This window comes from Komagataeibacter rhaeticus (genome assembly GCF_003207855.1).
GTDB lineage: Bacteria > Pseudomonadota > Alphaproteobacteria > Acetobacterales > Acetobacteraceae > Komagataeibacter > Komagataeibacter rhaeticus.
Window position 1 is genome coordinate 1 of the sequence record NZ_NKTZ01000016.1, and the last position, 26,700, is coordinate 26,700.

Sequence of the window (26,700 nt, forward strand, 5' to 3'; positions counted from 1 at the left end):
TTCAAATGGACCAGATCCGCCGACGACATCCTGCAGGCCGTCAAGCGATTCTGCCTCCGTACTACCAAAATCAGCGAAACTTCAGAATCAGGACACTAGAGGATGTAGTGGCTTCTGAGGGGCTCTGGATCTCGCCTTTGATCGTGCGAACTGGTTCTGGAAAAGTCATCGAGAAAGGCCGTTTCTGGAAGAATTTGGCCGGTCAATCGATCAATGGCCGGCAGCGTCTCATGCTCGAACGTCTGTTTGATGGGGTCAAGGGCAAGTTGACCTCGTCCAAATAGGCGAAACTGGCGAAAACGTCACCGGATATATCTCAAAGGGTTGCCAGCGGAGTAATGGAGACTTCATGTCGGCTTTCGAGCAACTGTCATAACCGCTTGGGTGTCCTCCATGAGGGCGTAAGCGGACTATTTCCTAAGCCTGATGATTCCGAGTTCGCGCCACATCCACCCAAAATCGTAGGCAGCCATGGCACCGCCACTCCCTTGGGCGCGGACCGTAGTGTTTTCGATATCCTTCAACCAGATGGCCACCTTTTTACGCCCTGAGGCTGCCTGGACGGCCTGACGCGGCGTCATATCCCCCAGGGCCGGAACAGGCTCATCAAGCACCTGCCGATAGTGCCGCTCCAGCATCTGCCCAATAATCCGGGCTTCCTCCTCGGGCGGGATCTGCAGTTCTGGCGAGACCTCCCGTCCATGCGCCCCCCGGTCTTCCACCGCCTGCACCGGCGTCATGATCTGCGTGAGCGGAGCGCGCACGAGATCCCCCAGACCAGCCTGCAGCATGGCACGGCCACGTTCGGCACGCTCTTTCGAGTTCACCTGCAGCCGCAACTGCCGCCCCTTCAGATCCAGCGTGCCCAGCACGATGGCGCCATCATCCATCTCTGTATGCAGGAACCGTCCGTTTTCATCCCGTCCAGCCTTGCCCACGGGATTACTCGGCTCTTTCAGCCAGTTCCAGAATGACCGGTTTTCCGGTCGCAGGGCCATGACCCCGTCAAGCACGTCCGCCACTGTCTTCTGTGTCACGCCCTTTGCCAGCGGGAAACACACTTCGTGGAAGACCAAATCCTCTCCGTCCCCATTGAACAGCGCTGGCCCCTCCATCTGCCGGGCCATGTCCTCCAGTGTCCGAAACAGCCAGGTCAGCGTGAACATCGGCGCAAGTTCATGCAGCGTCTGCGTATCGACTTTTGGAAACTCGGCCTTGCCCCGTCTTTTCCGCAGAGCCCTGTAAAGGTTCGCAGCCAGATCTTCGCAGGCACCCCGTGAATAGGCGAGCAGCCCACCTGCCAGAATGGTCTTTCCATCGGACGGCACGAGACGTGCTGCAATCCGGTCCCACTGTTCCAGCGCCCGGGTAGCCGTGCCTTCATACACCAGAACGGGTTCCCCACCCCGCAGCAGGTCACGCGCCATCAGGCTCTGGCCGGGTTTGATATCCGAGACTTCATACAGGCTCATGACCGAAGCCTTGAGGGCACGCATGTAGGCGCTGTTGCGCGGCCCTTCCTTCCAGCCCCGCCGTTTGAGATAAACGTCGACGAAGTTCCGGCCATCGTCCCAGTCCTGCCCGAGAAAATCTTCGAAAGCGCAGCCCCACAGCGTCATGGCAACGTCAGGGCCGATCATCTCCGCCAGATCCTCGAAGGAGATGTCGCCCGCTTCCAGCGCCGGACCGATGTGATCGCCGAGCACTTCGCCAAAGCACTCCTGCCAGTCCTCCTGACCGAGATAATGGATCAGTCCCGTGAGTTCGTCTGCGGCCATGGCTGCTCGTGCGTCTCCTGATACGGACAGCAGAAGGGCAGACTGTCCTGACTCGACAAGCCTGGAATGATACCCCGAAACAGGCGACAGGGTGCCTCGCTCTTAAATCACGCATTTGTGAAAGTAGACAAAACTGCGCCCGATTACCTTTTCGTCTGTTTCCTATGTGTTTCCTGCGTGGGATTTTGGGCAACAAAAAACCCGCCTTTGTGGGGGCGAGTTTTTGTGTCTTTTCGGACGCTTACGTATGGTTGCGGGGGCACGCAAACACCGATACCGACAGTCACTTCAGACGAAGATATAATTTATAAACAACATTAATATTTTATAATAACTCTCTACGCTATATCCTTAATAAATCCCTGAATTTTATAAAAAAATGAGACCTAATTACAATTCTCAAGACCATGTCGGGGTAGAGTAATAACTTGTGTTGGCTGTAGGGACAGGACCGATAATGTAGGATCTGCGGTAATTAAGGTCTTATTACCGATCCCACGAAGAACGACTTGACCATGGGTCAAGTACCACATGGGACGTGTACCGAGCTTAATTGCACATGCGTCTGGCTTCCGGCCATAAAGGCCCAAACGATTAACGAGTTGTTGGTAAGCATCATTATCGACGATTACCGCCTCAGAACCGCTAGAGCGATATTCCATGACTGACATGACGAGATTCATAAGCGGCGAGAGTGTGTGTGGCATGGCTGCTAACATGCCTATCGCCGCCATGGCTGCGACCCAGCTTAGCTTGCCTGCTGTTACCCATTTTCCATCGGGTGGATCGATAATAGCCATGGTTATGAAGCCCACTATCATAAAATATCCAAATAGATAGGCAATATCATGATCCAGTACCCCTGCTACGCTACAAGCTACCAATATACCGAAGAGTAAGAAACACGAGAACGAACCAAGCCCGAGGATCACTCGATCGAACTTACCCGGTGGAAGCAGAATATGTGTGCCACGCCGCGTTCGTCGCCAAGCAACGATCAGCATGACCAGCCATGCACTACAGATCATTCCATAGAGTAGAGCCACAGTGATAATGATGATCGTCACCGCACCAATAACTGTTAGATTGAGAAGTGACAGATTCTGCGCCATATCCGGGAAGCAGCCATTCTCTAAGCCGTAGAGGATCAATGCTGCCCCACCCGTCGGCACCGCTATAGACGCTGCCAAAGCTAGCGCTTGTCGAATGTTCTTATATTGTTTCTGCAAATTAGAGTTGTCAGCGGAATATTCGTTCATCGGCTTTCATTCTCTTTTGTCGTATCTAGCTGTAACGCAGGAGCACACGAAATATCGCGCTACAGAGAGGTAGCTAGGTTAGGTGATTACCTATGCCGCCCAATACACACAAACATTGTCGTTGCTATTTAAAGAACTCACTCTGGACGTGATATCTCCTGATCAAACACGCGGTGTAATACGGGCGGCCGTGCGAATATCTGCGATCTGAGTGCCTATAGCCTGAAGACTCTGGCGCATATCGTTGAACACGGTCCCTTCCCCACCAGGATCACTAATGGTGAGAATAGCGGTAAACGGTACACCACCCTCCGGCATGATCTCCCCTGCCCGCGTTAAATATTCCACAAATAACCGCCAGTTCGAGGAAGGCCCCACTCCGCGCGGAAAGGTTTTTTCAAAGACCTTTACGGGGCTCCATTTTAAATCGTGCTCAATGAGCACAGACTCCACTGCGGGTGATGTTCGCGAAGAAGGAAGATAAAGAGGATCGAGCCTACCCTTCCAACTTTTTTCCTGCTCCTGCTGAAGTGCTGCATTGACGTTAACCCGAACAAATTCTGAACCAAACCGTGCATCCAGCGGAGGCGTGGACACCAGCGTAAGTTTGGCATGCCCTCGACACTTACCTTCAGGGGTTACCAGAGATGCTGGCCACGAAAATCTAAAATTGATTTGCTGCCCAAGTTGAATACGAGACGCGAAAACCAAGGTAATTGAATGGTCGTCTGTTTCCAAGATTTGCTGAGCCGAAGGTGGCATCCCGAAACCGACCAAATGCCGTGCAACAGGCAGAAGTGGTTTTGGTCGTAATGGTTGCGGAATTTCTGCATTATGAACCAGCAATCCGATTAAGGTTTCCCGAGATACCTCACCCTCGATTGCATGATCGAGGACAGCCGCCGTTTTTGCCACCAATGGAGCGGCATAGCTGGTACCGCAACCATCGACGATCGTACCATCAGGAAGAACGGAAAACAGGCCATGACCAAGTATTGAGTGCGGTGTGCCAGAGCCTCCAACATGGGCGAGATCAGGTTTTACACCAGAACGCAGACCAGGCCCTCGGCGGCTGTAACGTGCCGGGGCAAAGGGCAAACATCCGTTTGCACCAGGAGGATTAAGAGCCGCCACTGTCACGTTACGGGCGCTCTCTGCCGGAAGAAGCAAATTATCATTTCTGGCTATCGCCAAGTTTGACAGCGCAGTCGATGGATCTGCTGGCCATTCCGGTCGCATATCTTGTGGCTGAATATTGCCGGCTGATACAAACACGACGGCGTTGTTTTCTTCAGCGATGCGGTCAAGACGAATAGCATGCGGACTATATCGATCGGGAGTTGTAGGCTGAAGAATATTCAAGCTCATATTAAATACGCGGACGCCAAAACGAGCGCGTGCATCTGCAACAGATGCATCCAACTCATCAAAAAACTGCGGTAGACCACCCGCGTAATATGAAGGGAAAGCTGTTGCTTTCTGTTGATTTGGAAAAATCGCGAGATCAATAAGCTCCGCGCCATCGGGTTCAGGGCAAGTTTCTGTACCGTTAAGACTGGCCCCAGCTACCGCAAGGCCACCAATAAATGTACCGTGGGAAAGATCCTTGTCTTCATCTGCCAGAATATCCCACCGATCTATAACCCAGTCTGCCAGCGCGGGACTAATCCCACCGTCAATGATACCAATCCTCGGATGAGTTCGCCGGGTATCGCGCACGGGCAAGTCCATATGTGTAGGGCGTGCTCGGTTGGAAGCAGAAGGCTGCTCCGAGCGCACAACCATACCAGGCAACTCGATACGCCTCACCAACGGGTGATTGTCGAGAAACTCCAGAAGCTGTGTGTGACGTTGGATATCTGAATCGAAAGGTGCCAATTCCCGACGTTCAGTTGTTGGGCCAGTTAAACGCAGCACGGCCCCGTCGCCCGCCTGATCCAAACGAACAGCCAATACCGGAAGTCGATGCTGCCAGCTTGGTAGCCGTTCAACCGACATACTGTATCCAAGAGAAATAAAGCCCTGAATGAAGCTCTCAACCAAGCGACGGTGTGAAGCATTAAGACGGTCCCACTCTGACCGTGGAGGTAGAACATTAAACAGTTCTACCTCGTATGCACTCCCTGTGAGCGGCTTCGAGAGCCAAGCAACAGCTTCTTCCACGGAAAAACGCCGTTTATCGGATGCTCCATACAGATCGAGCCGCTCGATCGCGCCAGTTTCACTTTTCTGCACTGACGGGTGAGGAACTTCTTTTCCCGTCTTGTCATCTAACCGCATACGCGTCTGTGTTTCGGCCTTTGCGATCTCAGTTTTAACCTGAGCCAGCCCGGAGGGACTACCTTCAACGATCATTACCCCCAGATCTCCACCGCCAACGACCGGTACGCGATCTGGTCGAAAAAGTGCTCCGACGGGCCGATGGCTTTTAGCCCAAGCCTCCTTTTTTAAGGTGACTTTGACATAGCCAATTGGCCCTTGGGACTGCGAGGCAAGAACTCCTGAGATCGTGTCGATCTGCCCCATAAGAGCAGCTTTATGGGCACTGAACTCACGATCGCGCTTCGCATAGAAATCTTTGCGACCACCCCCACCGCCGCTCTCACGCGCTTCCTCGAAATTTTCGGGATTGAGGACGATTTGAATGGGACTAGCCATGCGTCACTTCCTTATCGTCTGCTGCGTTGGCCTGACGGCCAAGCCACCGGCTGACAGTCGATTTATCTTTGCCTGCGATGTCGCCGATATCGGCCATTGAAAACCCCTGGATGGGATCATCACGCATGGCCCTGAAGAGATGAACTGGTTCACCGAATAGCAGTGCGCGACGCTCACTTTGAATACGCGCTGCATTGAGTGTTGCGAACTGTCGCAGCGTATCCAGCAAACCCGGTCGATCCTCTTCTCGCACCGTTGTTGCCTTTTTGTATGTGCGAACCAGTGATTCAATCTCGGCTCCAGTCGAACCTTCAGTAAACCATGCGATCATGCGAAGATGGCTATCCGGGGCTTTTACTGGCGGCATAAAATGAGCAGCAATGGCCTTCCTCACTTCAAAATCAGGAGTAGGAATCTCAAGCTGAATTTCGAAGCGTCTCCATACTGCCGGATCAAGCAATTTTGGATGATTGGTAATGCCAATCGTGAAACCGATATTCTGCCTTACATCCAAATTTTGGAGCAACGCATTCACAACACGCTTGATCTCGCCGACCTCTTGTGGATCGTCACGAACTTTCGCGATGGCATCAAATTCATCAAGGAGCAAGATGCAACGATATCGATTAACAAATGTAAATAAATTCCCAATATTTCGTGCCGTCGTTCCCAAAAATGATGACACAAGACCATCAAGTTTCACAAGAACGACAGGAAGATCGAGCTTACGTGCAATCCAAAAAGCCAACCGGGTCTTACCCGTCCCTGGCTGGCCATAAATCAGACAGGTCTTGGCGGGAAGAATATCTACAGTCGCGAGCGCCTCAAAATTTGTCCATTCATCAACTATCGTACCAATGGCTTGCGATACGGTGGCATTAAAAAGGGGCGCAGTTCCGTCAATTTCTCCCGGAAAAATAATCTCCGCCAGAGGCGCAGCCGTCTCACGATCAACCGGCACGGGAGTGTTTCGACCAAGTGTTTCTCCCGAAAGATATGCACGGGACCGCTCAATCCGACTGGGGGTTATTTCCTTCAAACGTTCCGCAGCCTTTAGAATTCCCGTAAGCGACGCAGCCTGTTTTTCCTCACCATCCTTAGTCAGTGCATCACGCAGTCGTTCGACCTGCTTACGCAGGGCTGCTGAAGGGTCGGCCATAGCCGACCTGCAAAGCGCCTGAATGATTGAGAAGTGTTCCATGCGCAAAACCCGATCTGATGCAAAATCTCGATTACATGATGCATCTACACCATCCTCCGTTGCTCGTCAACGAACTTTGTTGCGCGAAATAGAAAATTAGATGCGTACATGGGAATTTTGTTGCATTTCATCCCCAGCGGTTGCAGCGCTATAAGGCCGACCATCGTTCGTCGGTTTTTTATCTGATGTTCAATTTATCTTTCTTGCCTTCGCAAACCCTCGATCCGTAGCCATGAAACGCTCCAACATGGGCACAATGAGACGCACGGGATCAGCGGGGGCCTGCCCGGTTCCGCGACCCAAAATTTCGGCATAGGCGGCAAGATCACGATGTAAGGTGGCTGGCAGTTCCAGCGTGACCTTCACGGGCTTGTTGTTCTCTATCGGACCGAGCTTCAGCTTCGTCATGGTCGGAATTCCTTCTCTTTCCAGGGCTTGAGGATAAGGTCGCGATTCAGAATTAGCGTAAACGACAGGCCGGGCCGGTCTCTCAGCGTCGGCTGAACGTTGAGGCTACGGTCAATCAAACGATTGCCGACCATGGAGAAACCATTGCTGGCACCGCTACGGATGGCCTGCATCAGGTTGTTCTCGTTCCATGACGTCCCGGCTTCGGAGCCGACGCTGAGCAGGGTAGTGACCAGCGCGGCTTTGAAAAGCTGGCCCCAATGGTTGTTCACCTCATCGGAAAGGCCGGACTGACCGGCCGCGTCACCGCCGGGCAGTTTCTCCATTACTAAGCTCTCGCCGTTCGGGAAGATCAGACGCGTCCAGATAATCTGGGTCCGCTGCTGCCCGAAGGAGACGCTGCTGTTATAGACTCCGAACAGGGTGCTGCCCTGCGGGATCAGGAGATAGCGCCCGGTCGGGCTGTCATAGACGTTCTGAGTCACATGGCCCACGATCTGGCCCGGCAGGTCGGAGCTGATTTTCGTATTCAATGCTCCGGCGATGACGGTCCCTGCCTGAAGGATATAAGGGGACGCGGGCGGCATAATCCGGTCGGGACTCACCGTCACACGATCGGGCTGGCCCGCAAGAAAGGCGCGATTGCCAGCCTGCTGGTCGGTTCCTGCCGATGATGCCTGCGCTCCGGACGTGGCCTGTGCCGAGACCGGCACCGTCTGCGCGCTCTGAGCCTCCCGCACCTCGACCTGCGCGAAGAGCCTGCTGGTGCGCGCGGCTTCGATCTCCTGGTCGCCGCGACGATTCCCCATGCCGGGAACCGGCCCCGCACGTCCCTGCCGCTGCGCATTGAGGATCGGCCCGCCCAGATCACCGGGCAGAGGCTGCCCCAGCTTCGGTACATTGGTATAGTCGCTGGGCAAAGCCGACAGCCCGTCGGCCGAGGCCCGCGCGTCGGTATCCTGTGCTGCCTGAACCGGCCCTTTTGGCGTGTTGCCTTGCAGCGCGTAACCCAGTGCGAGACCGATGGCGAGCATCCCAACCGCCCCCAGAGTCCAGATGACGGGGCGCGACAGCTTTACGACCGGCGGACGCTGCGCGCGCAGCCGTAGATCTGGGGACGACCCCGCTCCCGTTGCGCTCCCGTCGCCGGTAGCGCCCCCGTCCTCATCCCGGCGTTCTTCCGCGCCGCTCATGACTTCCTGCCATCCGTGCGCACGATCCGCACACGCTGTTCGGAATGCTTGTCACCCAGGCGCAATTCGGCGGCGGCAAACAGGCGGTCGACGATCATCCAGTTCTGCCGAACCCGATAATTGACCAGTTCCGGGCCATCATCCGCCCCTAGGACAAAGAGCGGCGGCAGTTCCCCCTGCCCGATCCCCGACGGAAAGGCGATATAGACCTTCCGCCCGTCATCGAAAGCGCGGCTGGGCAGCCAGGGCGGCGTGCCTCCTTTCACCGGCTGAATAGCATAACGGAAATTCAGTGCGTTCAGGTCCAGCCCTGCGTCCACTGGGCTTGCGTCATCGGCCGCACTGTCCTGCCGATGCAGGGCAATCAGATCGTCCTCGGGGTAGTCCCAGGACACCGACGCCATGTATGTCGCTGGCGTGGAGTGCAGTTCGGCCATATACGTCCGCCGATCGGTATTGACGATCAGATTGGTGGTCAGGTCCGGGCGGGTCGGCTTGACCAGGATATGAATGCGCTTCACTGCCCCTGCACCGCTCTCAGTATCACCGATGATCCAGCGCACCGTGTCACCGGCGGCAACCGGCCCGGTACCGACCAGCTTTTCACCCTGCTGGAGCATGATGTCGGTGATTTCGCCGGGCGAGGTATAAACCTGATAGAGGGCGCCCGGAGAATAGGGATAGACCTGCACGGCATTGATGAACCCGGCCCGCGTCGGCTGGATGCGGGCGGCAAGATTGGCCTGGGTCACGCGCACGGCGGGATCGGCCGCTTCGGGTGCGAAGTGGACGCGCCGTAACGGTGGAAGCGGCTTGAGCTGGCCCGGCAGGGGAAGGATTTTCGGGACTTCCACGAACTGCACAGGCTTCGGTGGATCGGGCTGGCGTGTCGCCTGGGCCGCATCATCGTAGCGGATGACGGGCGGATGATACTGCCCCGCGCAGGCGGACAGGGTGAGCAGCGCCAGTGGAACGGCGCGCATGACCATGCGGATCATTGTCCGAGCTCCTTCGACCAGTTGATGCCGGAGACGTAAATTCCGAGCGGGTTTTTCCGCAGATGATCTGCATCGCGGGGCGTGCGCAGAACAACCGACACGATGGCGGTCCAGCGCTCGGTGCCGGTAAAAGCGCCATCGCGGTAATGGTGCTCGGTCCAGGCGACACGGAAACTTCCGGGAGAAGCCCGGATGACCGACGACACATCGACCTCGACCTGCTCACGGCCAATCCGCGAGAACGGATCATTCAGGCGCGCATAATCGTTCAAGGATACGCCGCCGGACGTAGTGGTATAATCGTAGGCGCGCAGCCAGTTATGCCGGACCACCACGGCGTCCGACGACAGCGAGCGTACATCCTGCATAAACTGCGCCAGATACCAGGCGATCTGCGGATCGGTGGGCGTATAGCTCGCTGTTGCGGGAACCACGACCTGCGCCTGACCCAGCCGATCGACCTGCACCACCCATGGTACAACGGTGCCGCGCATAGACTGCCAGACCAGCCCGACCCCAAGCCCGGCCGAAAGGAACAGGGAGCCAAAGGCCATCAGCCGCCAGTTGCACGCCTGCACACGGGCGGAGCCGATCCGCTCATCCCACGCCTGCGCTGCCTTCTGATAGGGCGTGACCGGTTCGGGGGTGGTCCCGTAACGACTGGTGGAGCGACGGAACATCGTCCTCATTCCTTTTCCGAGAGATCAATGCTGGAACTTCCGCCACCGCCATCGGCCGAGCGGATGACATGCGCGGCTTCGGCGGCATGGGTCGCGGCGTTGCGGCGCTTCATATTTCGCGCCCAGCGCGGCGGCTCACCAGAACCGCCACCGTCGTCACCTGACGGACCATCGCCGCCAGGTCCGCCACCTGTGGGACCACCACCGTCAGACGGCGACGATCCACCGCCTTCAGGTCCACCGGTTTCGCCACCACCCTTCCCGCCCCCCATGCCCCGCGCCGCCCATTGGCTGCCGGCGGCATAGCTGTCCTTCAGGGATGACGCGGCGGAGGCTGCTTTGCCCTTGACGGCGTTGACTGCCGCGCCACCGGCAGCACGACCCACGTTGCCAGCCGCTGCGGCCATACCAGCAGCACCGGTTTGCCCGGCAGCGCCAACGGAGTATGCGGTGGTAGCCGCACCGGCGATCGCAGCTCCGCCACGCGCGGCGGCAGCGGTCGCGCCCACGGCCGCGGCCCCACCAGAGGCAACCGCTCCAACGCCAGCCACGGCCGTTGCCCCCATCGCGCCAACCGCCATGCCGGTGCCGACGGCGGCGCCCGCCCCAAGCTGTGGCGCGCCGGAGATCAGCCCGTTGGCAATGCTGCCGCCAAAAATGGACAAGCCGACGATTGAAAGTGACGCCAGCACCACCGAAACGGACTGCCCGATCGTGGGAACGTCGCTGCCGTAGGAGGTTGAGAACTGGGCGAACAGAACGGACGCAATGGCGGAAATGACCGCCAGCACCATGATCTTCACGCCCGATGACACGACATTGCCCAGCACCTTTTCGGCCAGAAAAGCGGTGCGGTTGAACAAGGCGAACGGGATCAGCACAAAGCCTGCCAGCGTGGTCAGCTTGAACTCGATCAGCGCGACAAAGAGCTGCACGGCGAGAATGAAGAACGCCGCCAGCACGATCAGCCAGGACAGGCAGAGCACGAAGATCTGGATGAAATTCGTAAAGAACGCGACAGGGCCGAGCAGATTGTGGACAGAGTCCAGTAAGGGCTGGGCCGCATCAAAACCGGTGGAAGCCAGTCGGCCGGGCCGCAGGAAGTCTCCGAGTGCCAGACTGCCGCCACCGGCTTTCAGGCCAAGGGCTGCAAAACTATCAAAGACAGTCTTCGACACACTGGAAAAATTGCTGATCAGGAAGGAAAAGAATCCGATATACAGCGTCTTTTTCACCAGACGCTGTATGATGTCCTCATCCGCAGCCCATGCCCAGAACAGGCCAGCCAGTACCATGTCCAGCACGGACAGTGTTCCGGCCAGTGAGATCACATTCCCCTTCACCAGACCGAAGCCGCTGTCGATGGTGGTGGTGAAGGTATTCAGGAAAGTGTCGATAACGCCCACATTGCCCATCGCCATGGCGGTCAATTCCCGCTGCTGCCGAACATGGACACTGCGCCGGGCACATAGGCATCATGTTGGGAAAAATGCTGATACTGCGCGTCACTTTCCGCTTCCGTCGCGGCATCGCGCGCCTGTTGCAGGGCTGTGGCGCGGCCATTGGCGGCGAGTTCGGCTTGGATGTCGGACAATTGCCGGGATTGCAGGGCCATAAGCTGGTTTCCCGCCTGTGCCGCCTGTAACGCCCCGGTTGACGTCTGGCTGGCCGAAACCAGTTGCGTCATGGCCGAACTGTCGGTCGGGATATTTCCTACCACCCGCGCCTGAAGCTTCAGGGCATCCTCGAACCCACCCACGGAATTCTGCCACCGCGTCTGCGCCTGGCTGAACAGGGCGCTGTCGGACATGCCAGAGGACACGGACGAGTACGCTTGCTGGTATTGCTGCTCGACCGACTGGACGCTGTAGGCGATGTTCTGCGCCTGAGCGAGTAGAGCCGTCGTCTGGGAAATCGTTGACTGCAACGTCGACAATGTCGACAGCGGCAGGCTCGCCAGATTACGGCCCTGATTGACCAGCATCTGGGCCTCATTGGCCAGCGATGTGATCTGATTGTCGATCTGCTGGAGCGTGCGTGCTGCGATCAGCACGTTCTCGACATGGTTCGCCCCGTCATAAACCGCCCACTGGGCATGGGCAGCCGGGGCAGCGGAAGCCGTAAAAGCAATGACCATGACGGCAGGAATCAGACGACATCTCATGGCATGCTCCCTTCCCGTAGAAGGTCTGCCGCCCATGACACGCCACGCGCGTCAAACCAGGCAGGGAGAAAACCGTCCCGCCCATGTTCCGCCAAAACCGCATCAATCAGCCTGTGATCGTCCTTGCCCGACGCCGCGCACAGGGCGAGTGCGACCGGCCCGAGTCCCAGTTCGAACAGCCGGTTCCCCCGCTGCGTCTGGCAGTAATACTCCCGCTTGGACGCCGCACGGGCGATGATCGCGATCTGCCGGTCATTCAGGCCGAAATCGCGATAGAGCGCCATGATCTGCGGCTCAATAGCCCGCTCGTTCGGCAGGAAGATCCGCGTCAGGCAGCTTTCCACTACAGCCGGCGCAATCGGAGAATTGGCGATATCGGACAGGGACTGCGTGGCAAAGATGACGCTGGCGTTCTTCTTACGCAGGGTTTTCAGCCATTCTCGGAGCTGCCCGGCGAAATCCCCGTCATCCAGGACCAGCCAGCCCTCGTCGATCACCAGCAGCGTCGGGTGGCCGTCCAGACGGCCTTCAATCCGATGGAACAGGTAGGACAGCACGGATGACGCCGCGCCCGAGCCGATCAAGCCCTCGGTTTCGAACACCACCACATCGGCATCACCCGGTCGCTCGGCGTCCGCATCCAGCAGACGGCCATAGGGGCCGCCGAGGCAGTAGGGTGCGAGCACCTGCTTCAAGGCGTTGGACTGGAGAAGTGCCACCAGACCGGAAATCGTGCGTTCATGGCCGGGCGATGACGCAAGGGAATTCAGGGCCGACCAGAGATGGGCTTTGACGTCCGGCGTCAGCGCCACGCCCTCGCCAACAAGGATCTGCCCCAGCCATTCGCTGGCCCATTTGCGTTCGTCAGGATCGTCAATCCGAAGCAGCGGCTGGAGTGATACACCGCTACCCTGTTCTCCAGCGGCATCCTCCTCGGTCAGACCACCGCCGAGGTCATGCCAGTCCCCACCCATCGCCAGCGTTGCCGCCCGCATGGACCCGCCAAAATCAAAGGCGAAAATCTGCGATCCCACATAGCGGCGGAACTGCAACGCCATCAGCGCCAGCAGGACGGATTTGCCCGCTCCTGTCGGTCCTGCGATCAGCGTATGACCGACATCGCCGAGATGCAGGGAAAACCGGAATGGTGTCGCCCCCGCCGTTTTTCCGTAGAACAGCGGCGGAGCCCTGAAATGCCCGTCCTGTTCCGGCCCCGCCCAGACGGCAGAGAGCGGGATCATATGCGCCAGATTCAGAGTCGAGACCGGCGGCTGGCGGACGTTGGCGTAGACATGCCCCGGCAAAGATCCCAACCATGCTTCCACCGCATTGAGGCTTTCCATCATGCAGCTGAAGTCGCGCCCCTGAATGATCTTTTCGACCAGCCGCAGTTTCTCGGCCGCTATGGACGCGGAACTATCCCACACCGTCACCGTGGCAGTGATATAGGCTTGGCCCACATCGTCAGCACCGAGGGACTGCAACGCGAGGTCGGCATCCGCCGCCTTGTTGGCTGCGTCATTGTCCACCAGAATGGATGCTTCATTGGTCATGACTTCGCGGACAATGGCGGAAATGCTCTTGCGTTTTGCAAACCACTGCCGACGGATTTTCGTCAGAACCTTCGTCGCATCCGTCTTGTCGAGCAGGATGGCACGGGTGGACCAGCGATAGGGCATGGCCAGCCGGTTCAGGTCATCCAAAATTCCGGGGAAAGTGCGACTGGGGAAACCCGTGATGGTCAGGGTTTTCAGATAGGCGTCGCCAAGTTTCGGCTCCAGACCACCGACCAGAGGCTGATCCACCAGCAGGGCGTCGAGATGCATGGGGATTTCCGGAACGCGAACCCGCTGGTTCCTCGTCGAAATAGTGCTGTGCAGATAAGTGAGCGTCTCGCCGTCATCCAGCCAGGCTGCCTCGGGCATGAAACCATCCAGCAGGGCAAGCATCCGGTCGGAGCGATCCACGAACGAATGGAGCATGCCGTGCGGGTCCGGCCCCTCACGCTCCCTCCCCTCATAGAGAAAACGCTCGGCACGGCCTGATGATTCCGCCGGTGGCAGCCAGACCAGAGTGAGGAAATACCGGCTCTCGAAATGCGCGCCCTCGTCCTCGAACTGCTCCCGGCGCTCCAAATCGACCATTTGGCTGGCCGCATCCGGGAAATCGCTCTCGGGATACACTGTCGCTGGCACCCGCTGAGCTTCCACGAACACGGCCCAGCCGGAGCCCAGGCGGCGCAGGGCGTTGTTCAGGCGACCAGTCACGCCCACAAGCTCAACCGAGGTAGCAGAATCCAGATCGGGACCGCGAATTTTTGCGGTGCGCTGAAACGAACCGTCCTTGTTCAGGACAACGCCTTTTTCGACCAGCGCCGCCCAGGGCAGAAAATCCGACAGAAGTGCCGCACGATTGCGATATTCACCAAGGGACATCATTGCGCTGCCCTCCCTACGCCCGCAGCCAGGCGGGATAGCGGAGATGCCGCCGCCCGACTTCCACGAACAGTGGATCGCGTTTCGCCCCCCAGACCGCGAGGCTGTGCCCTACGATCCAGAACACGGCCCCGACCAGCCACAGGCGGAGACCCAGAGAAATCGCCGCCCCCAGCGTGCCGTTGGCGATCGCCAGCGTCCGTGGCGCCCCGCCCAACAGGATCGGATCGGTCAGGGAGCGATGCACCGGGACATGGAAGCCCGGCACCGCGTCATCGTCATATCCCGCCATCAGATCAGTGCTCCCCCGGAGAAGGAGAAGAAGGAAAGGAAGAAGCTGGACGCGGCAAAAGCGATGGACAGGCCAAAGACGATCTGGATCAGGCGGCGAAACCCGCCGGATGTTTCGCCGAAGGCCAGGGTCAGACCGGTCACGGTGATGATGATCACCGACACGATGCGCGCCACCGGTCCCTGCACGGATTCCAAAATCTGGTTGAGTGGTTCCTCCCACGGCATGTCCGACCCGGACGCCAGGGCCGAGGAACACCATGCGATGGACAACAGCAGCATGGCAGAGACGACAGGCGCGTGCCGACGCACGCGCAACAGCGTGAGGGTCATTGGAATTCTCCATCGGTATCGATTGAATGAATGCGATAGGCACCTGTGACGGGGTCGAGCCCGTCCACCATGGCGAGTTCGGACAGCCGACGCTGCGTGCCCCGCCCGGACAGGACAGCGATGACGTCGATCGTCTCGGCGATCAGCGCGCGGGGCACCGTGACCACGATCTCCTGGATCAACTGCTCCATGCGATGCAGGGTGCCGATGGCGGTGCCAGCATGCAGCGTGCCGATCCCGCCGGGATGACCCGTGCCCCATGCCTTGAGGAGGTCGAGCGCCTCAGGACCGCGCACCTCGCCGATGGGAATGCGGTCGGGCCGCAGGCGCAGGGCCGACCGCACCAGTTCGGACAGGGTGACGACACCGTCTTTTGTGCGCATGGCGATCAGATTGGGCGCCACGCATTGCAGTTCGCGCGTATCCTCGATCAGCACGACCCGGTCGGCGGTTTTCGCGACCTCGGCCAGCAGGGCGTTGACTAGGGTGGTCTTACCCGTGGATGTGCCACCCGCGACCAAGATGTTTTTACGGTCCGCAACTGCCTGGCGAAGATATGCCGCCTGCCCTTCTGCCATGATCTCGGCAGCGACATAATCGTCGAGCGTGAAGACCGCGACGGCGGGCTTGCGGATCGCAAAACTCGGGGCCGTGACCACGGGCGGAAGCAATCCCTCGAACCGCTCGCCGGTCGGCAGTTCCGCCGACACGCGGGGCATTCCCTCATGCACCTCCGCCCCGACATGGTGCGCCACCAGCCGCACAATGCGCTCCGCATCGGCGGGCGCGATCGTCTCGCCCGTGTCGGACAGCCCCTCGGACAGCCGGTCGATCCATAGCCGCCCGTCGGGATTGAGCATCACCTCGACCACGGAAGGATCAGCAAGGTGTCCCGCGATCGCCAGCCCCATCGCCGTGCGCAGCATGGAAATGCCGCGTGCCTGACTTTCCGAATTATGTTGCGAAAGCGCCATCTGATCCCCGCTCGAACGGGACCGGAACAGATGGTCCCCACATGGGGATAATTAAAAGAGGGCCATTTCGGCTCGGTTCAACAACTATCGCGCACCGTGCGGTCATCGCGCAAAAACGGCGGTAATCGGCGGGATTGACGAATCCTTGCGGCAACCCCACGCAATCTGACGATTACTGGGGGTTTTCACCACCATTACGCCGCGTGTCGATGTCCCGCGACAGTTCTCTGAGAAAGCGATCTCCGGTCGCCAGTTTCCGCCCGAGCGATTGCAGGAAACCCTCGAACCGCTCGACACCTTTCGCCCTGGCCGACGCCTGGGCGCTGTCAGGCAATGGCGGAGTGACGGTCAGCCAGAAGCGGATGAACAGTGCCAGCGTCTCGCCCATAATGGCGAGGTCTTCATCCATCCCGGCGATCTGGCGGTCGATCCTGTCCATGCGACGGGCGAACACTGCCTCCAGTCGCTCGGAGGCGTCAGCCGAGAGAAAGGACGCGACAGCGGCCTCGATCACCGCCGATTTCGAGACGTTGCGCCGCAACGCCAGCGCTTCGACCTGCTTCAGAAGCTCGGGCTCGAAATACACGTTCATGCGGGTCTTACTCGACATGGGCATCCTCACAAATCAAGGCCATCAGCCGGGTCCATTGTCGCCTGACGGGCGACCGAGCGGGCCTGCTGGCGTATGGCGTGCGCCCTGGCGGCATCGACATCCGGCTCGTCGTCGAGCACATCGAACTCCTGCACGCCCGGATGCTCGGGCGGCACGACGTCCTCACGCTCCGGCAATTCCGGTTCGCGGCGGATGCCGGCATTGGCGGGATCTCCGTCGGCGCCCGTGTTCCCACCCGGTTCTGGCCCTCCTGATGGAGCGCCCACCTCCAGCGCCGACCAGTCATCGAACGGAGGCGCGGACGGGCGTTGCGTTCCGGCGGCCGGGGGCGGCAGGACACGCTCCATGAACCGGGCATCCTCATAATAGCGTGCCTTCTTCGCGCGGACGGGGGCCACGCCCGCGACCAGAAGCAGTTCATCGCTCGGCGGAAGCTGCATCACTTCGCCGGGCGTGAGCAGCGGTCGTGCCGTTTCCTGTCGCGAGACCATGAGATGCCCGAGCCAGGGCGATAGCCGATGGCCGGCATAATTGGTGGAATCGCGCATCTCGGTCGCGGTGCCGAGCGCATCCGACACACGCCGGGCGGTGCGCTCGTCGTTGGTGGCAAAGGCGACGCGGACATGACAATTGTCGAGAATACTGTTGTTCGCGCCGTAGGCTTTTTCAATCTGATTGAGGCTCTGCGCGATCAGGAAGGATTTGATCCCATATCCCGCCATGAACGCCAGCGCGCTCTCGAAGAAATCGAGCCGGCCGAGAGCGGGAAACTCATCGAGCATCAGCAGCAACCGGTGCCGATGGGCGGCGACATGCAGATCCTCCGTCAGCCGCCGGCCGATCTGGTTCAGGATCAGCCGGATCAGTGGCTTGGTGCGGGCAATGTCGGATGGGGGCACAACGAGATAGAGACTGGCGGGCTGGCCGCCGGACACGAGATCCGCGATGCGCCAGTCGCATCGTGCCGTCACCTTTGCCACCACGGGGTCGCGATAGAGACCCAGAAACGACATGGCGGTGGACAGCACGCCCGATCGTTCGTTGTCGCTCTTGTTCAGCAGTTCACGCGCCGACGAGGCAATGACGGGATGCACGTCCGCCTTGCCGAGATGCGGCGTGGACATCATCGCACGCAGCGTCGCCTCCACCGGCCGTTTGGGATCGGAGAGGAAATTGGCGACACCGGCCAGCGTCTTGTCTGATTCGGCATAGAGAACGTGCAGGATCGCACCCACCAGCAGAGAGTGCGAGGTCTTCTCCCAATGGTTGCGTCGATCCAGCGCGCCTTCGGGATCGACCAGGATATCGGCGATGTTCTGGACGTCGCGTACCTCCCTGTCACCCCGCCGGACCTCCAGCAGCGGATTGTAGGGCGAGGATGACGGATCGGTCGGGTCGAACAGCAGCACGCGCCCGTGCCGGGCACGAAATCCGGCGGTCAGCCCCCAGTTCTCGCCCTTGATGTCATGAACGATGGCCGAGCCCGGCCAGGTCAGCAGTGTTGGCACGACCAGCCCGACACCTTTGCCCGAGCGGGTCGGCGCAAAGCACAGGACGTGCTCGGGGCCGTTATGCCGGAGATAGTCCTGATCCCACCAGCCCAGAACCACGCCGTCGGGGTCGAGCAGTCCTGCCTGCTTCACCTCGGCAGCATCCGCCCAGCGGGCCGAACCATATGTGGCGACATTCCGAACTTCCCGCGCCCGGAGGATGGACAAAACGATGGCAACAACGCAGCCGATAACTCCACCGGACGAGGCGATATATCCGCCCGTCACGAAAATCGACGGGGCGTAGGCGTCGTAGAAATACCACCACCAGAAGAAGGCCGGCGGATCGTAGAACGGCCAGCCCGCTACCAGGAACCAGGGGGCACCAAGCTGGGCCTGAAAGCCCAGGCGCCAGGCCGTCCACTCCGTGGCACTCCAGAGGGCGACGAACACGATCAGCAGGACGAGGGCGACCTGCCCCCACAGGACACGGCTTCCGGACATCGGGGCTCCAATCGGCTTGGGGAAATGAAACCGATCAGAGAAGGGGCGACCCGACGGCAGGCAATCTATAATGAGTCGCGATCGTACTGCCGGATACCATGGCGTAGAAAAAGGACGGTCAGTGCCGGGTTGCGCGGGCGTCGATCACCGCCTGTTCGAGAATCTTCCGGTAGCCGATTTTCGTCATCCACCTCGCACGGGCAAGATGGCTTTCCCAGCAGATGCGCGTGCGCTCTGCGTCCGCTGGATCGCGATGCAGCACGATCCGCGCCACGTCCGCCCATTCGGCCCGATCCGCCTCGGCATCAAGCAGGCGGAGATAGGTGATGAAATGCACTTCGTCATAGGTCGTGATCTCCGGCACGGTCGGCGCCAGGTCATCGACATCAGGGTCCAGTTCGGGTCTTGCTGTCATCCGACAGCCCTCCAGCAGGATTGCAGTCAATCATATCCCAAAATGGGATAATCCTGAATCAGGATTATCGGAACGGCTCCCCTCCCTGCCGGAGAGCCATTCCGCATGAAGAAATCCCTGCGCACACCCCGACAGCTTTTGCTCCAATCGCTCCTTACAGAAGCGCGCAAGACCGCGGGTATGACGCAGGCGGAGCTGGCGGCCGCACTCGGCAAACCCCAATCCTTCGTCGCCAAATATGAGAATGGCGAGCGACGAATCGATGTCATCGAATTCGTGGACATAACAGCCGCCCTTGGCGTTTCCAGCGCGGATCTTCTCGTCCGTCTCGCACACGGCACGGAAAAGTCCCCACCGGACGGGGACAATACCACGGGTTGGGACGAATAGGAACGATCATTCCTGGAACGATCGTTCTGACGCAGGTCTCGATGATGGCATGGACCTCAAGGAGGTCATGGCGGTCAACCTGCGTCGGATGCGTCATGACAGGGACATGACGCAAGAAGAGCTGGCCGATCGCGCCGGCCTAAGCACCCGCTATGTCGGGGCGATCGAACGCGCGAACGTGTCGGCAAGCGTTACGGTCCTGGGAAAGATTGCAGAGGCACTGGACGTAGAACCGGGCGCGTTATTGAAAGCTGTCCCGGCCAGCCCGCGCTGACCGGTTGAGGGGAAAAGACGCCCTCAGTCCTTCCACGCGGTGCTATCCTTCACGACAACGGCGAACATATCCGCCAGTTCGGCCAAGGCGACGCGACGCACGGTTTCGGCCGCGATCGTCCCGCCTAGCGGATCGGCGACATCGCGTGCGGCAATAGCGTCCGCCACCAGGGTCACGCGCAGGCCGTATTCCTCCGCTGCCGCGCGAGCGGTGGTGGAGACGCAGACTCCCACCGTATCGCCGGCGATGATGACCTCGTTCCGACCCGTTTTCTTGATCCGGTCCGCGAGCCCGGTGCCGATAAACGCATTAGCGTGAGTTTTGAACAGAACCGTCTCCCCTTCGCGGGGCGTCACCTGCGGCAGAAAATCACGATATGGTCCATCGCTGGCGAAGGCAGGAGCGCCTGGTCCCGCGTCATGGGCGATATGGATGACCGGAACGCCGTTGCGCCGCGCAAGGTCAAGCAGCCGCCCGGCCTCATCCGCTGCCGCATCGACATTGGCAAGCGGCACCCGTCCGTCGCGATATTCGCGCTGTATGTCGATCAGGATCAGTACTGACCGGTCGAGCTGTGACGGGCTGTCGTCGAGACCGTAGATCTGGCGGAAGGTTTCGAGGGGCATGGGGATTTTCCTCCTGGTAACAGGCTGTTTTGAAAGACTGGCGCTTCATAAACGTACGCCGCCCGTTGTGCGATTTCCCGTCGTTGTGGCTGAAAACGATGATGTCATGGTTTGACCGCGCATGGCCAAACCATCCAGGCGACTCATGTGCGTGGCGAGATCCAGAAGATTACGCAGCGCAGGGCTGCGGTTTTGAGGCGACCAAACGGCGCTGAACCGGGCCTGTTCGTTTTCGTCGTTGATCGGACGGAAGACGACGCCGGGGAATGGCACATGGCTGCCCGCCTCATGGGTCAGCGTGATCCCCTCTCCTGCCGCGACCAAATGCATCAGAGTATCCCGTCCGACGTCACGCCGATGGAGACGCGGCGATCGTCCATGCTCTGCCACGCGCCGCACAATATGCTCGAAAACCTGCGGCCCTGCTCCACCCTGCCGGACGAGAAAGGTCTCCTTGACGATATCTGCCCAGGCGAGGGTTTCCAGAGCTGCGAGCGGATGCGCGGCAGGAAAGGCAATCATCAGGGCCTCGTTCCAAAGGTGCCGGCTATGGCAGTCCGACACATCGGCGACATTGATGATAAAGGCGACATCAAGCTTGCCGTCGCGTATCATGGCGAGGGTATGTGACGATGGTCCCTCAATGATGCTCTGCTCGATTGCCGGGTGGGCTGCGCTGTAGCGCCGACGCAAATCGGCAAGAAACCCTGTCGCTATCGAGCCATTCAGCCCAATCGTGAGCCGCCCCAATTTACCATCGGAAACGGCACCAGCCGTTCTGACGGCATGATCGATCTGCTCAATACCTGCCGACACCTCGGCGACGAAACGGCGTCCGGTCTCGGTCAGCCGGACGCCGCGATGACGTCGCTCGAACAGGACAATGCCCAGCGTCTCTTCTAGTGCCTTGATCCGGGTGCTGACGCTCGATTGCGTGACACCAAGCGCGTTGGCCGCATGCCGGAAGTTCAGATGTTCGGCAACAGAAAGAAGCTGAATGAGCGTCACAAGCGGTATCCTGCCACTTGCTAGACCTGTCATTCTGGAAACATGCCGTATCCGCCGCATATTATTACATACTTTTATACATCGGAATAATATGAAAAACAGATCTACCTTTTACTCGATGGTTTCTTACAATTTACGGCACAAGAATAACGCTACCGGTTGTCCGACCACTTTCGAGATCACTCTGCGCACGAGCAGCGTCACGCAACGGATATTCTGCACCAACGGGATTGATTAGACCTGCCTGTAAGGCAGCGAACAGATCAGCACAGCCACGCCGATATAATTCTGGGTCGTTTGCATATGCCATCGAACTAGGGCGCGCTAACCCTATTGAGCGAGCAAAGCCGAGCTCTTCCACGCGGACTGGCGGGATCGGGCCTGCTGGCTGACCAAGGCTTGTTACGATTCCAAACGGACGGACTACACTCAAGGTCTGAGCCAGCATGGAGCCGCCTATACCATCAATTGCCAGATGTACGCCCTTTCCTTCCGCAATGGTTCGGGTTCGTTCGGTCCAATCACTCTGGCCATGTAGCAGTACTTCGTCAGCGCCAGCATCCTTTGCGCGCTCTACTTTGCCCTCGGAACCAACAGTTCCAATCACGTTCGCGCCAAGACGTTTTGCCCAACGCGTCACCAGTTGACCCAACCCACCTGCCGCTGCGTGTACCAAAATCCAATCATTAGGCTGCACGGCACGAACCTTATGCAAAAGCATATGGGCAGTAAGACCACGTAACATGGTGCTTCCAGCTACTCGTTCGGAAATTCCGTCCGGCAGTTTTACCAAACGGCTCTCTGGCAATATGCGAACCTCCGTGTAGGCTCCCATAGGCACACCATGATAAGCGACCCGGTCGCCGGGACGCAGAGATGTTACGTCCGCTCCGACAGATTCGACTGTACCTGCCCCCTCAAACCCTAAAATCGCCGGATAAGAATTGATCGGATAAAGACCGTTCCTATGATAAATATCGACGAAGTTCACACCAATAACAGACTGTCGGATACGCACTTGATTATTGGTAGGTTCTGGAACCTCCACCTCAATCTCTTGCAAAACATCAGGTCCACCGGGATGTTTCATGGCCATCGCTATTGACATAATCAATCTCCTTTTCAGAGAACAAAGCCACATTTTGATCAGTGAGAAAACTCCTTAACTTTTCACCCTGCCTGTGCAAAAATTCACCTATGGTCGATTGGCAAGATCTTCACTTCTTTTCTGTTCTCGCTCATGCTGGCTCTCTGTCAGCCGCCGCACGTGAACTGGGCGTCGATCACGTAACGGTCGGAAGGCGCGTCTCATCACTTGAAAAGGCTCTGTCCCTTCGACTGATCGAACGCCTACCGCGAAGCACGGCTCTGACACGGGAAGGAAAAGGGATTGCCGCCCTAACAGAGCAAATCGCAGGCCAGATTCAGACCCTCGAACGAAAAGCGAAGGGATATTCTGCTTCTGCAGTTGAAACAGTGCGTGTCAGCGCGTCACCCGCTGTCGCCGCACGTCTTATTGCGCCGCATGTCGTGAGCTTCCATCGGGAGCACCCTGGTATCACGCTCGTTTTGTCTGGAGCTTCCCACAATGTTGCACTGGATCGTGGTGAAGCCGAGATTGCGATCCGCTTATCACGGCCTCAAGACCCTAACCTGCTCATTCGACGCATCGGGGTAATGCGGTTCGCGCTATATGCGACACCAGAATTTGCGACGAAGCCATCTACCGACTGGACATTCATCGGATATGATCCAGCATTAGAGCATATTACACAGCAAGTTTGGTTAAAGACTCTGCTGGCAGGGCGCCCCATTGTATTTCAAGCTAGCGACTTGTTCGGGCAGCAAGAGGCTGCCCGAGCTGGTCTGGGAGCCGTGGTTTTACCCCATTTCATGGGAGACAATGATACTGCACTTGTGCGCCTTGCAACTAATCTGGCACCACCAACCCGCGACATCTGGCTTGTGACCTATCCCGATTTGAAACGCTCTGCGGCAATTCGGGCTTCAATGGACTTTTTAACACAAACGATTAGCCGCCAATGTCCGACCGCTACGTCATCAAGCTAATCCCAATCCCCTAGCCCGTCCCAACTGCCACGATACCGATCCACCCTGTATAACGCCTGTCACCTCCTGACCGAGGCGGCGTTCGATCACCGGCCGCCACGGGACCAGTGTGAACTCATGAGACTTCTCGACGATGGCGAATTTCCCGCTGGATAGCTGTACGGTGCCAGTGAACATCCCACTGACCTTCTCTCCATCGGCGGCGGCCCGAAACGGCGAGGATTTCGTTGCCGCCAGTTCCGCCCCGACACGGGCGACCTCCCGCTTCTGAAGCGTGGCGATCAGGTTACGCCGGTAGCTGACGCGCCCATCCGGTCGGCGAACCGCATCCCCCTGCCCGATCAACCTCTCCCGCCGCTGCTCCATCGCTTCGCGCACCTGTTCCCCGAAGCCGGCAGGCGCCAGATCTGACACCGCACCTCCGACGAGCCGCCGGTCCAGCCAGGTCGCGCCATCCCCACCGATCTGCCTTTCAAGATCGAACGACGACAGGACGCGGACACTGGCCCGTCCGCCCCTCCCCGCATCATGGGCCGCAGCACGGGTGGCGAAATCATCGGGGATGCGCCACTGATCTGCGTCGATCCGTTCGACGATACCGGCCCGGCGCAGGGCCTCCAACCGCCGGACATGGGACGCGACAAAACCGTCATAGTCTCCGCCCGGCACGCGCCCCTCGAACCGGGCCTGTTCCAGATGACGGCTCGGCCGATAAACGCTTCCCTCGGCGATGCTGGCAATCGCGCGATCGGAGGGACGCCCGGCGCTATCAGGAGGGCCAATCTCGACGATGCTGCCCACCCGTGCCTCCGCGACGCGGACCGGGTCGATGCCGGCGACATGATGCGTGCGGCCATCGATCCCATCGACCACCAGCGTCAGTTCCTCACCCAGTTCATCCGACAGATGCTTGTCGAGGACGCGACCGACGATCGGCGTCGCAGGTGCTGCATCATGGATCGCAAAGCTCATCGGGTCACGCTCGGCGCCCTCCGCCCGCAGTGCCTTCTGCATCGTGCGGATGATGTCGCCGCGTTCGCCCATCTCGCGCAGCGTTGGCTCCAGCCGCTCGCTCAGTTCCCAGACGCCGGACGCACGCTCCGTGGCGAGCCCCATATCGCCCAGCTTGCCAAGACGGCGCAGGCGGAACGTCCGATCCGCCTGGCCGCGCGGATCATCAGGTTCGTGGCGCACATCGAGAAACCGGCCGTCGGCCTCCGCTAGCATCGCCCGGTCGATGCGAGTAAAACGATCCTGGTCGATTTCGGCGACCAGCTTGCGACGTTGCTCGATCTCGGTGACGGGGCCGAGTTCCAGCATCACCAGTTCGCTTGCCCGTTCTCGGATGCCGTTGGCGAGATAATCGCCATTGATGACCAGATCCTCGCCCAGATCGTCACAGCCGTTAACGACGACATGCACATGCGGATGGCCGGTGTTATGGTGGTTAACGGCCACCCAATCGAGCTTCGTGCCAAGATCGGCTCCGACCTGCGCCATCAGGTCGCGAGTATAGCCCGTCAGGTCGGCAAGATCCCCGGCGTCCTCTGGCGAAACGATGAAGCGGAACTGATGGCGGTCATCGCGCCCACGATCGAGAAAGGCGTCGCCATCGGCGCGGTCTTCGGTTCCCGAATACAGCCGCCCTCGCTCACCGTCTCGGGCGGTGCCGTCGCGCTGGATGTAACGAAGATGGGCGGCGGCCTTGCCATTCCGCCCGGCGGCCCGGACGGAGCGGGATTTGACGACAACGCGACGACTGCCTGGTCGGCGATGACTCCAGCCATTCGAGAGGTTCCGGGCACGCACGAAGGTCGCCCCGCGTCCACGCCGTACACCACGTCCGGACGCGATGCTTCCCTTTCCCCTCGGCGCATGGCTAGGACCGCCACCTCGGGTGCGTCCGCTCCCACCACTCGCCGCCTGCTGCTGGCGCGTAACCGTCCGCACTTTGGTGAAAAAACTCCTGGCACGACCGACCTTCGGCGTGTCGGCGCGGATGCGACCCGGCCTCGGGCGGAACCAGTTGTCGTCGCCCACGCTCATGGCCGCCGATCCGCCAAAAACTGCCAGAAACAGGCAGGAGTGCCGCGAAAAACGGGGCGGAAACGGGATTCGCCGCCTGTCGCGGCACCATACCCCCTCAAAGGGGGTGCCACCCAAAACAATGTGCAGACAAGGGCTTGCCCTGCGGATCGGACCCATGGGGTGCCGTCCGCTTTAATCTTGCGCTCCCTTTTCTGCTCTCTTTTCGCCTCTCCACCCACTCTCCTGCACACTGCCATCATGGCCGCGATCCCATGCCGCCACCCGCGACGAACAGACCATCCGATTGCGGCATGATCCCCGAACTATCCCGCCCTGACGCGACCGCCGCGCTGCGATCCGGCTGCACGATGAAGAGCGGCGCACGGGTCCAGGCAAACCGATCAGCCGCCGCGATCATGACGGGAGCATCGCCGCCACCTGCGATGATCGGCGCAACGGCAGCGACATAAGCGCGCGTTTCCTGCGGCAGCGGACGCCCTGCCAGAGACGCCTCATAACGATCGGGACCAGCATTATAGGCGGCGAGAAAACCCGGCGAACCGTAGCGGTCATGCAGCTCACGGAGATAGGCCGCGCCCGCCAGAATGTTGTCGCGCGGATCGTAGGGATCACGGCCGAGACGATGCCGGATGCGCAGATCCGCCCATGTACCGGGCATGATCTGCATCAGCCCCATCGCACCCGCCGACGAAACCACGCCCGGATCGCCTGCACTCTCGGCGCCCATCACCGCTCTGATCCATGTCACCGGAATGTCGAAACGCCGCGCCGCCTCGGCGATCTGAGCGGCATACGGGATGTCGATTGTCTGCGCCGATACAGCGACCGGCACCATGGACACGAGACATCCCGTCACCAGCAGACAGGCGATCCGGGTCTGATTGCGCAT

General features: G+C 59.4%; 25 protein-coding genes and 1 pseudogene. 4 read left to right on the top strand and 22 right to left on the bottom strand.

Features of this window, described 5'->3' with window-relative positions; genetic code table 11:
* Positions 1-284: pseudogene (locus CFR78_RS16665) on the top strand (hypothetical protein); the annotation flags it as partial.
* A gap of 126 nt (positions 285-410) precedes the next feature.
* Here the strand turns inward: CFR78_RS16665 and CFR78_RS12520 are convergent.
* The 17 genes from CFR78_RS12520 to CFR78_RS12595 all read right to left on the bottom strand — a co-directional run bounded on the left by CFR78_RS12520 (position 411) and on the right by CFR78_RS12595 (position 19,394).
* Entirely contained in the window at positions 411-1,778 is a 1,368-nt protein-coding gene (locus CFR78_RS12520; RefSeq protein WP_110581210.1) for a hypothetical protein, read from the bottom strand.
* 386 nt (positions 1,779-2,164) lie between these two features.
* Positions 2,165-3,037 (bottom strand): hypothetical protein, encoded by an 873-nt coding sequence (locus tag CFR78_RS16055; RefSeq protein ID WP_146221290.1) that lies wholly within the window; start codon positions 3,035-3,037, stop codon positions 2,165-2,167.
* A gap of 162 nt (positions 3,038-3,199) precedes the next feature.
* Positions 3,200-5,695, bottom strand: a complete 2,496-nt coding sequence (locus CFR78_RS12525; protein ID WP_110581211.1) for a S8 family peptidase — start codon at positions 5,693-5,695, stop codon at positions 3,200-3,202.
* Positions 5,688-6,854, bottom strand: coding sequence for an AAA family ATPase (locus CFR78_RS12530; RefSeq protein WP_258366112.1), 1,167 nt, complete (start codon positions 6,852-6,854; stop codon positions 5,688-5,690). Before CFR78_RS12530 ends, CFR78_RS12525 begins: the two co-directional genes overlap by 8 nt.
* A 231-nt stretch (positions 6,855-7,085) precedes the next feature.
* Complete coding sequence (locus CFR78_RS12535) at positions 7,086-7,304, bottom strand: DUF2274 domain-containing protein (RefSeq protein WP_110581213.1); 219 nt, start codon at positions 7,302-7,304, stop codon at positions 7,086-7,088.
* Positions 7,301-8,497 (bottom strand): TrbI/VirB10 family protein, encoded by a 1,197-nt coding sequence (locus CFR78_RS12540; protein WP_110581214.1) that lies wholly within the window; start codon positions 8,495-8,497, stop codon positions 7,301-7,303. Before CFR78_RS12540 ends, CFR78_RS12535 begins: the two co-directional genes overlap by 4 nt.
* A complete protein-coding gene (gene trbG, locus CFR78_RS12545; RefSeq protein ID WP_110581215.1) occupies positions 8,494-9,495 on the bottom strand; it encodes a P-type conjugative transfer protein TrbG in 1,002 nt (333 codons plus the stop codon). Before trbG ends, CFR78_RS12540 begins: the two co-directional genes overlap by 4 nt.
* Positions 9,492-10,175, bottom strand: coding sequence for a conjugal transfer protein TrbF (gene trbF / locus CFR78_RS12550; protein ID WP_110581216.1), 684 nt, complete (start codon positions 10,173-10,175; stop codon positions 9,492-9,494). Before trbF ends, trbG begins: the two co-directional genes overlap by 4 nt.
* A 5-nt stretch (positions 10,176-10,180) precedes the next feature.
* A complete protein-coding gene (gene trbL / locus CFR78_RS12555; RefSeq protein WP_110581217.1) occupies positions 10,181-11,596 on the bottom strand; it encodes a P-type conjugative transfer protein TrbL in 1,416 nt (471 codons plus the stop codon).
* Between the two features lie 5 nt (positions 11,597-11,601).
* Positions 11,602-12,339 (bottom strand): P-type conjugative transfer protein TrbJ, encoded by a 738-nt coding sequence (trbJ, locus tag CFR78_RS12560; RefSeq protein WP_181417541.1) that lies wholly within the window; start codon positions 12,337-12,339, stop codon positions 11,602-11,604.
* Positions 12,336-14,777, bottom strand: a complete 2,442-nt coding sequence (gene trbE / locus CFR78_RS12565; protein WP_110581219.1) for a conjugal transfer protein TrbE — start codon at positions 14,775-14,777, stop codon at positions 12,336-12,338. The genes trbJ and trbE overlap by 4 nt, the downstream gene beginning before the upstream one ends.
* A 13-nt stretch (positions 14,778-14,790) precedes the next feature.
* Positions 14,791-15,066: a VirB3 family type IV secretion system protein gene (locus CFR78_RS12570; protein ID WP_110581220.1), complete on the bottom strand. Its 276-nt coding sequence runs from the start codon at positions 15,064-15,066 to the stop codon at positions 14,791-14,793.
* The gene (locus CFR78_RS12575; protein WP_110581221.1) at positions 15,066-15,398 is read right to left on the bottom strand and encodes a TrbC/VirB2 family protein; all 333 of its coding nucleotides are present in this window, start codon (positions 15,396-15,398) and stop codon (positions 15,066-15,068) included. The genes CFR78_RS12570 and CFR78_RS12575 overlap by 1 nt, the downstream gene beginning before the upstream one ends.
* Positions 15,395-16,372, bottom strand: a complete 978-nt coding sequence (gene trbB, locus CFR78_RS12580) for a P-type conjugative transfer ATPase TrbB (protein ID WP_110581222.1) — start codon at positions 16,370-16,372, stop codon at positions 15,395-15,397. The genes CFR78_RS12575 and trbB overlap by 4 nt, the downstream gene beginning before the upstream one ends.
* Positions 16,373-16,544: 172 nt before the next feature.
* A complete protein-coding gene (locus CFR78_RS12585) occupies positions 16,545-16,988 on the bottom strand; it encodes a ribbon-helix-helix domain-containing protein (RefSeq protein WP_456305885.1) in 444 nt (147 codons plus the stop codon).
* 2 nt (positions 16,989-16,990) lie between these two features.
* Positions 16,991-18,979, bottom strand: a complete 1,989-nt coding sequence (locus CFR78_RS12590) for a conjugal transfer protein TraG (protein ID WP_110581223.1) — start codon at positions 18,977-18,979, stop codon at positions 16,991-16,993.
* A 118-nt stretch (positions 18,980-19,097) separates the two neighbouring features.
* The gene (locus CFR78_RS12595; protein ID WP_110581224.1) at positions 19,098-19,394 is read right to left on the bottom strand and encodes a DUF2285 domain-containing protein; all 297 of its coding nucleotides are present in this window, start codon (positions 19,392-19,394) and stop codon (positions 19,098-19,100) included.
* 105 nt (positions 19,395-19,499) lie between these two features.
* Here CFR78_RS12595 and CFR78_RS12600 point away from each other — a divergent pair, with 105 nt between their 5' ends.
* On the top strand, positions 19,500-19,784 hold the full coding sequence (locus tag CFR78_RS12600; RefSeq protein WP_110581225.1) for a helix-turn-helix domain-containing protein: 285 nt from the start codon (positions 19,500-19,502) through the stop codon (positions 19,782-19,784).
* Between the two features lie 49 nt (positions 19,785-19,833).
* Complete coding sequence (locus CFR78_RS12605) at positions 19,834-20,058, top strand: helix-turn-helix domain-containing protein (RefSeq protein WP_110581226.1); 225 nt, start codon at positions 19,834-19,836, stop codon at positions 20,056-20,058.
* 23 nt (positions 20,059-20,081) lie between these two features.
* Here CFR78_RS12605 and CFR78_RS12610 read toward each other — a convergent pair whose 3' ends face one another.
* The 3 genes from CFR78_RS12610 to CFR78_RS12620 all read right to left on the bottom strand — a co-directional run bounded on the left by CFR78_RS12610 (position 20,082) and on the right by CFR78_RS12620 (position 22,800).
* Entirely contained in the window at positions 20,082-20,684 is a 603-nt protein-coding gene (locus tag CFR78_RS12610) for an isochorismatase family protein (protein WP_110581227.1), read from the bottom strand.
* 45 nt (positions 20,685-20,729) lie between these two features.
* Entirely contained in the window at positions 20,730-21,692 is a 963-nt protein-coding gene (locus tag CFR78_RS12615; RefSeq protein ID WP_258366115.1) for a LysR substrate-binding domain-containing protein, read from the bottom strand.
* A gap of 133 nt (positions 21,693-21,825) precedes the next feature.
* Complete coding sequence (locus CFR78_RS12620) at positions 21,826-22,800, bottom strand: quinone oxidoreductase family protein (RefSeq protein WP_110581229.1); 975 nt, start codon at positions 22,798-22,800, stop codon at positions 21,826-21,828.
* A 41-nt stretch (positions 22,801-22,841) separates the two neighbouring features.
* Here CFR78_RS12620 and CFR78_RS12625 point away from each other — a divergent pair, with 41 nt between their 5' ends.
* On the top strand, positions 22,842-23,762 hold the full coding sequence (locus CFR78_RS12625) for a LysR family transcriptional regulator (RefSeq protein WP_220032405.1): 921 nt from the start codon (positions 22,842-22,844) through the stop codon (positions 23,760-23,762).
* Here CFR78_RS12625 and CFR78_RS12630 read toward each other — a convergent pair.
* Complete coding sequence (locus tag CFR78_RS12630) at positions 23,754-25,967, bottom strand: relaxase/mobilization nuclease domain-containing protein (protein ID WP_408884606.1); 2,214 nt, start codon at positions 25,965-25,967, stop codon at positions 23,754-23,756. The genes CFR78_RS12625 and CFR78_RS12630 overlap by 9 nt on opposite strands.
* 79 nt (positions 25,968-26,046) lie before the next feature.
* A complete protein-coding gene (locus CFR78_RS12635) occupies positions 26,047-26,700 on the bottom strand; it encodes a lytic transglycosylase domain-containing protein (RefSeq protein ID WP_110581232.1) in 654 nt (217 codons plus the stop codon).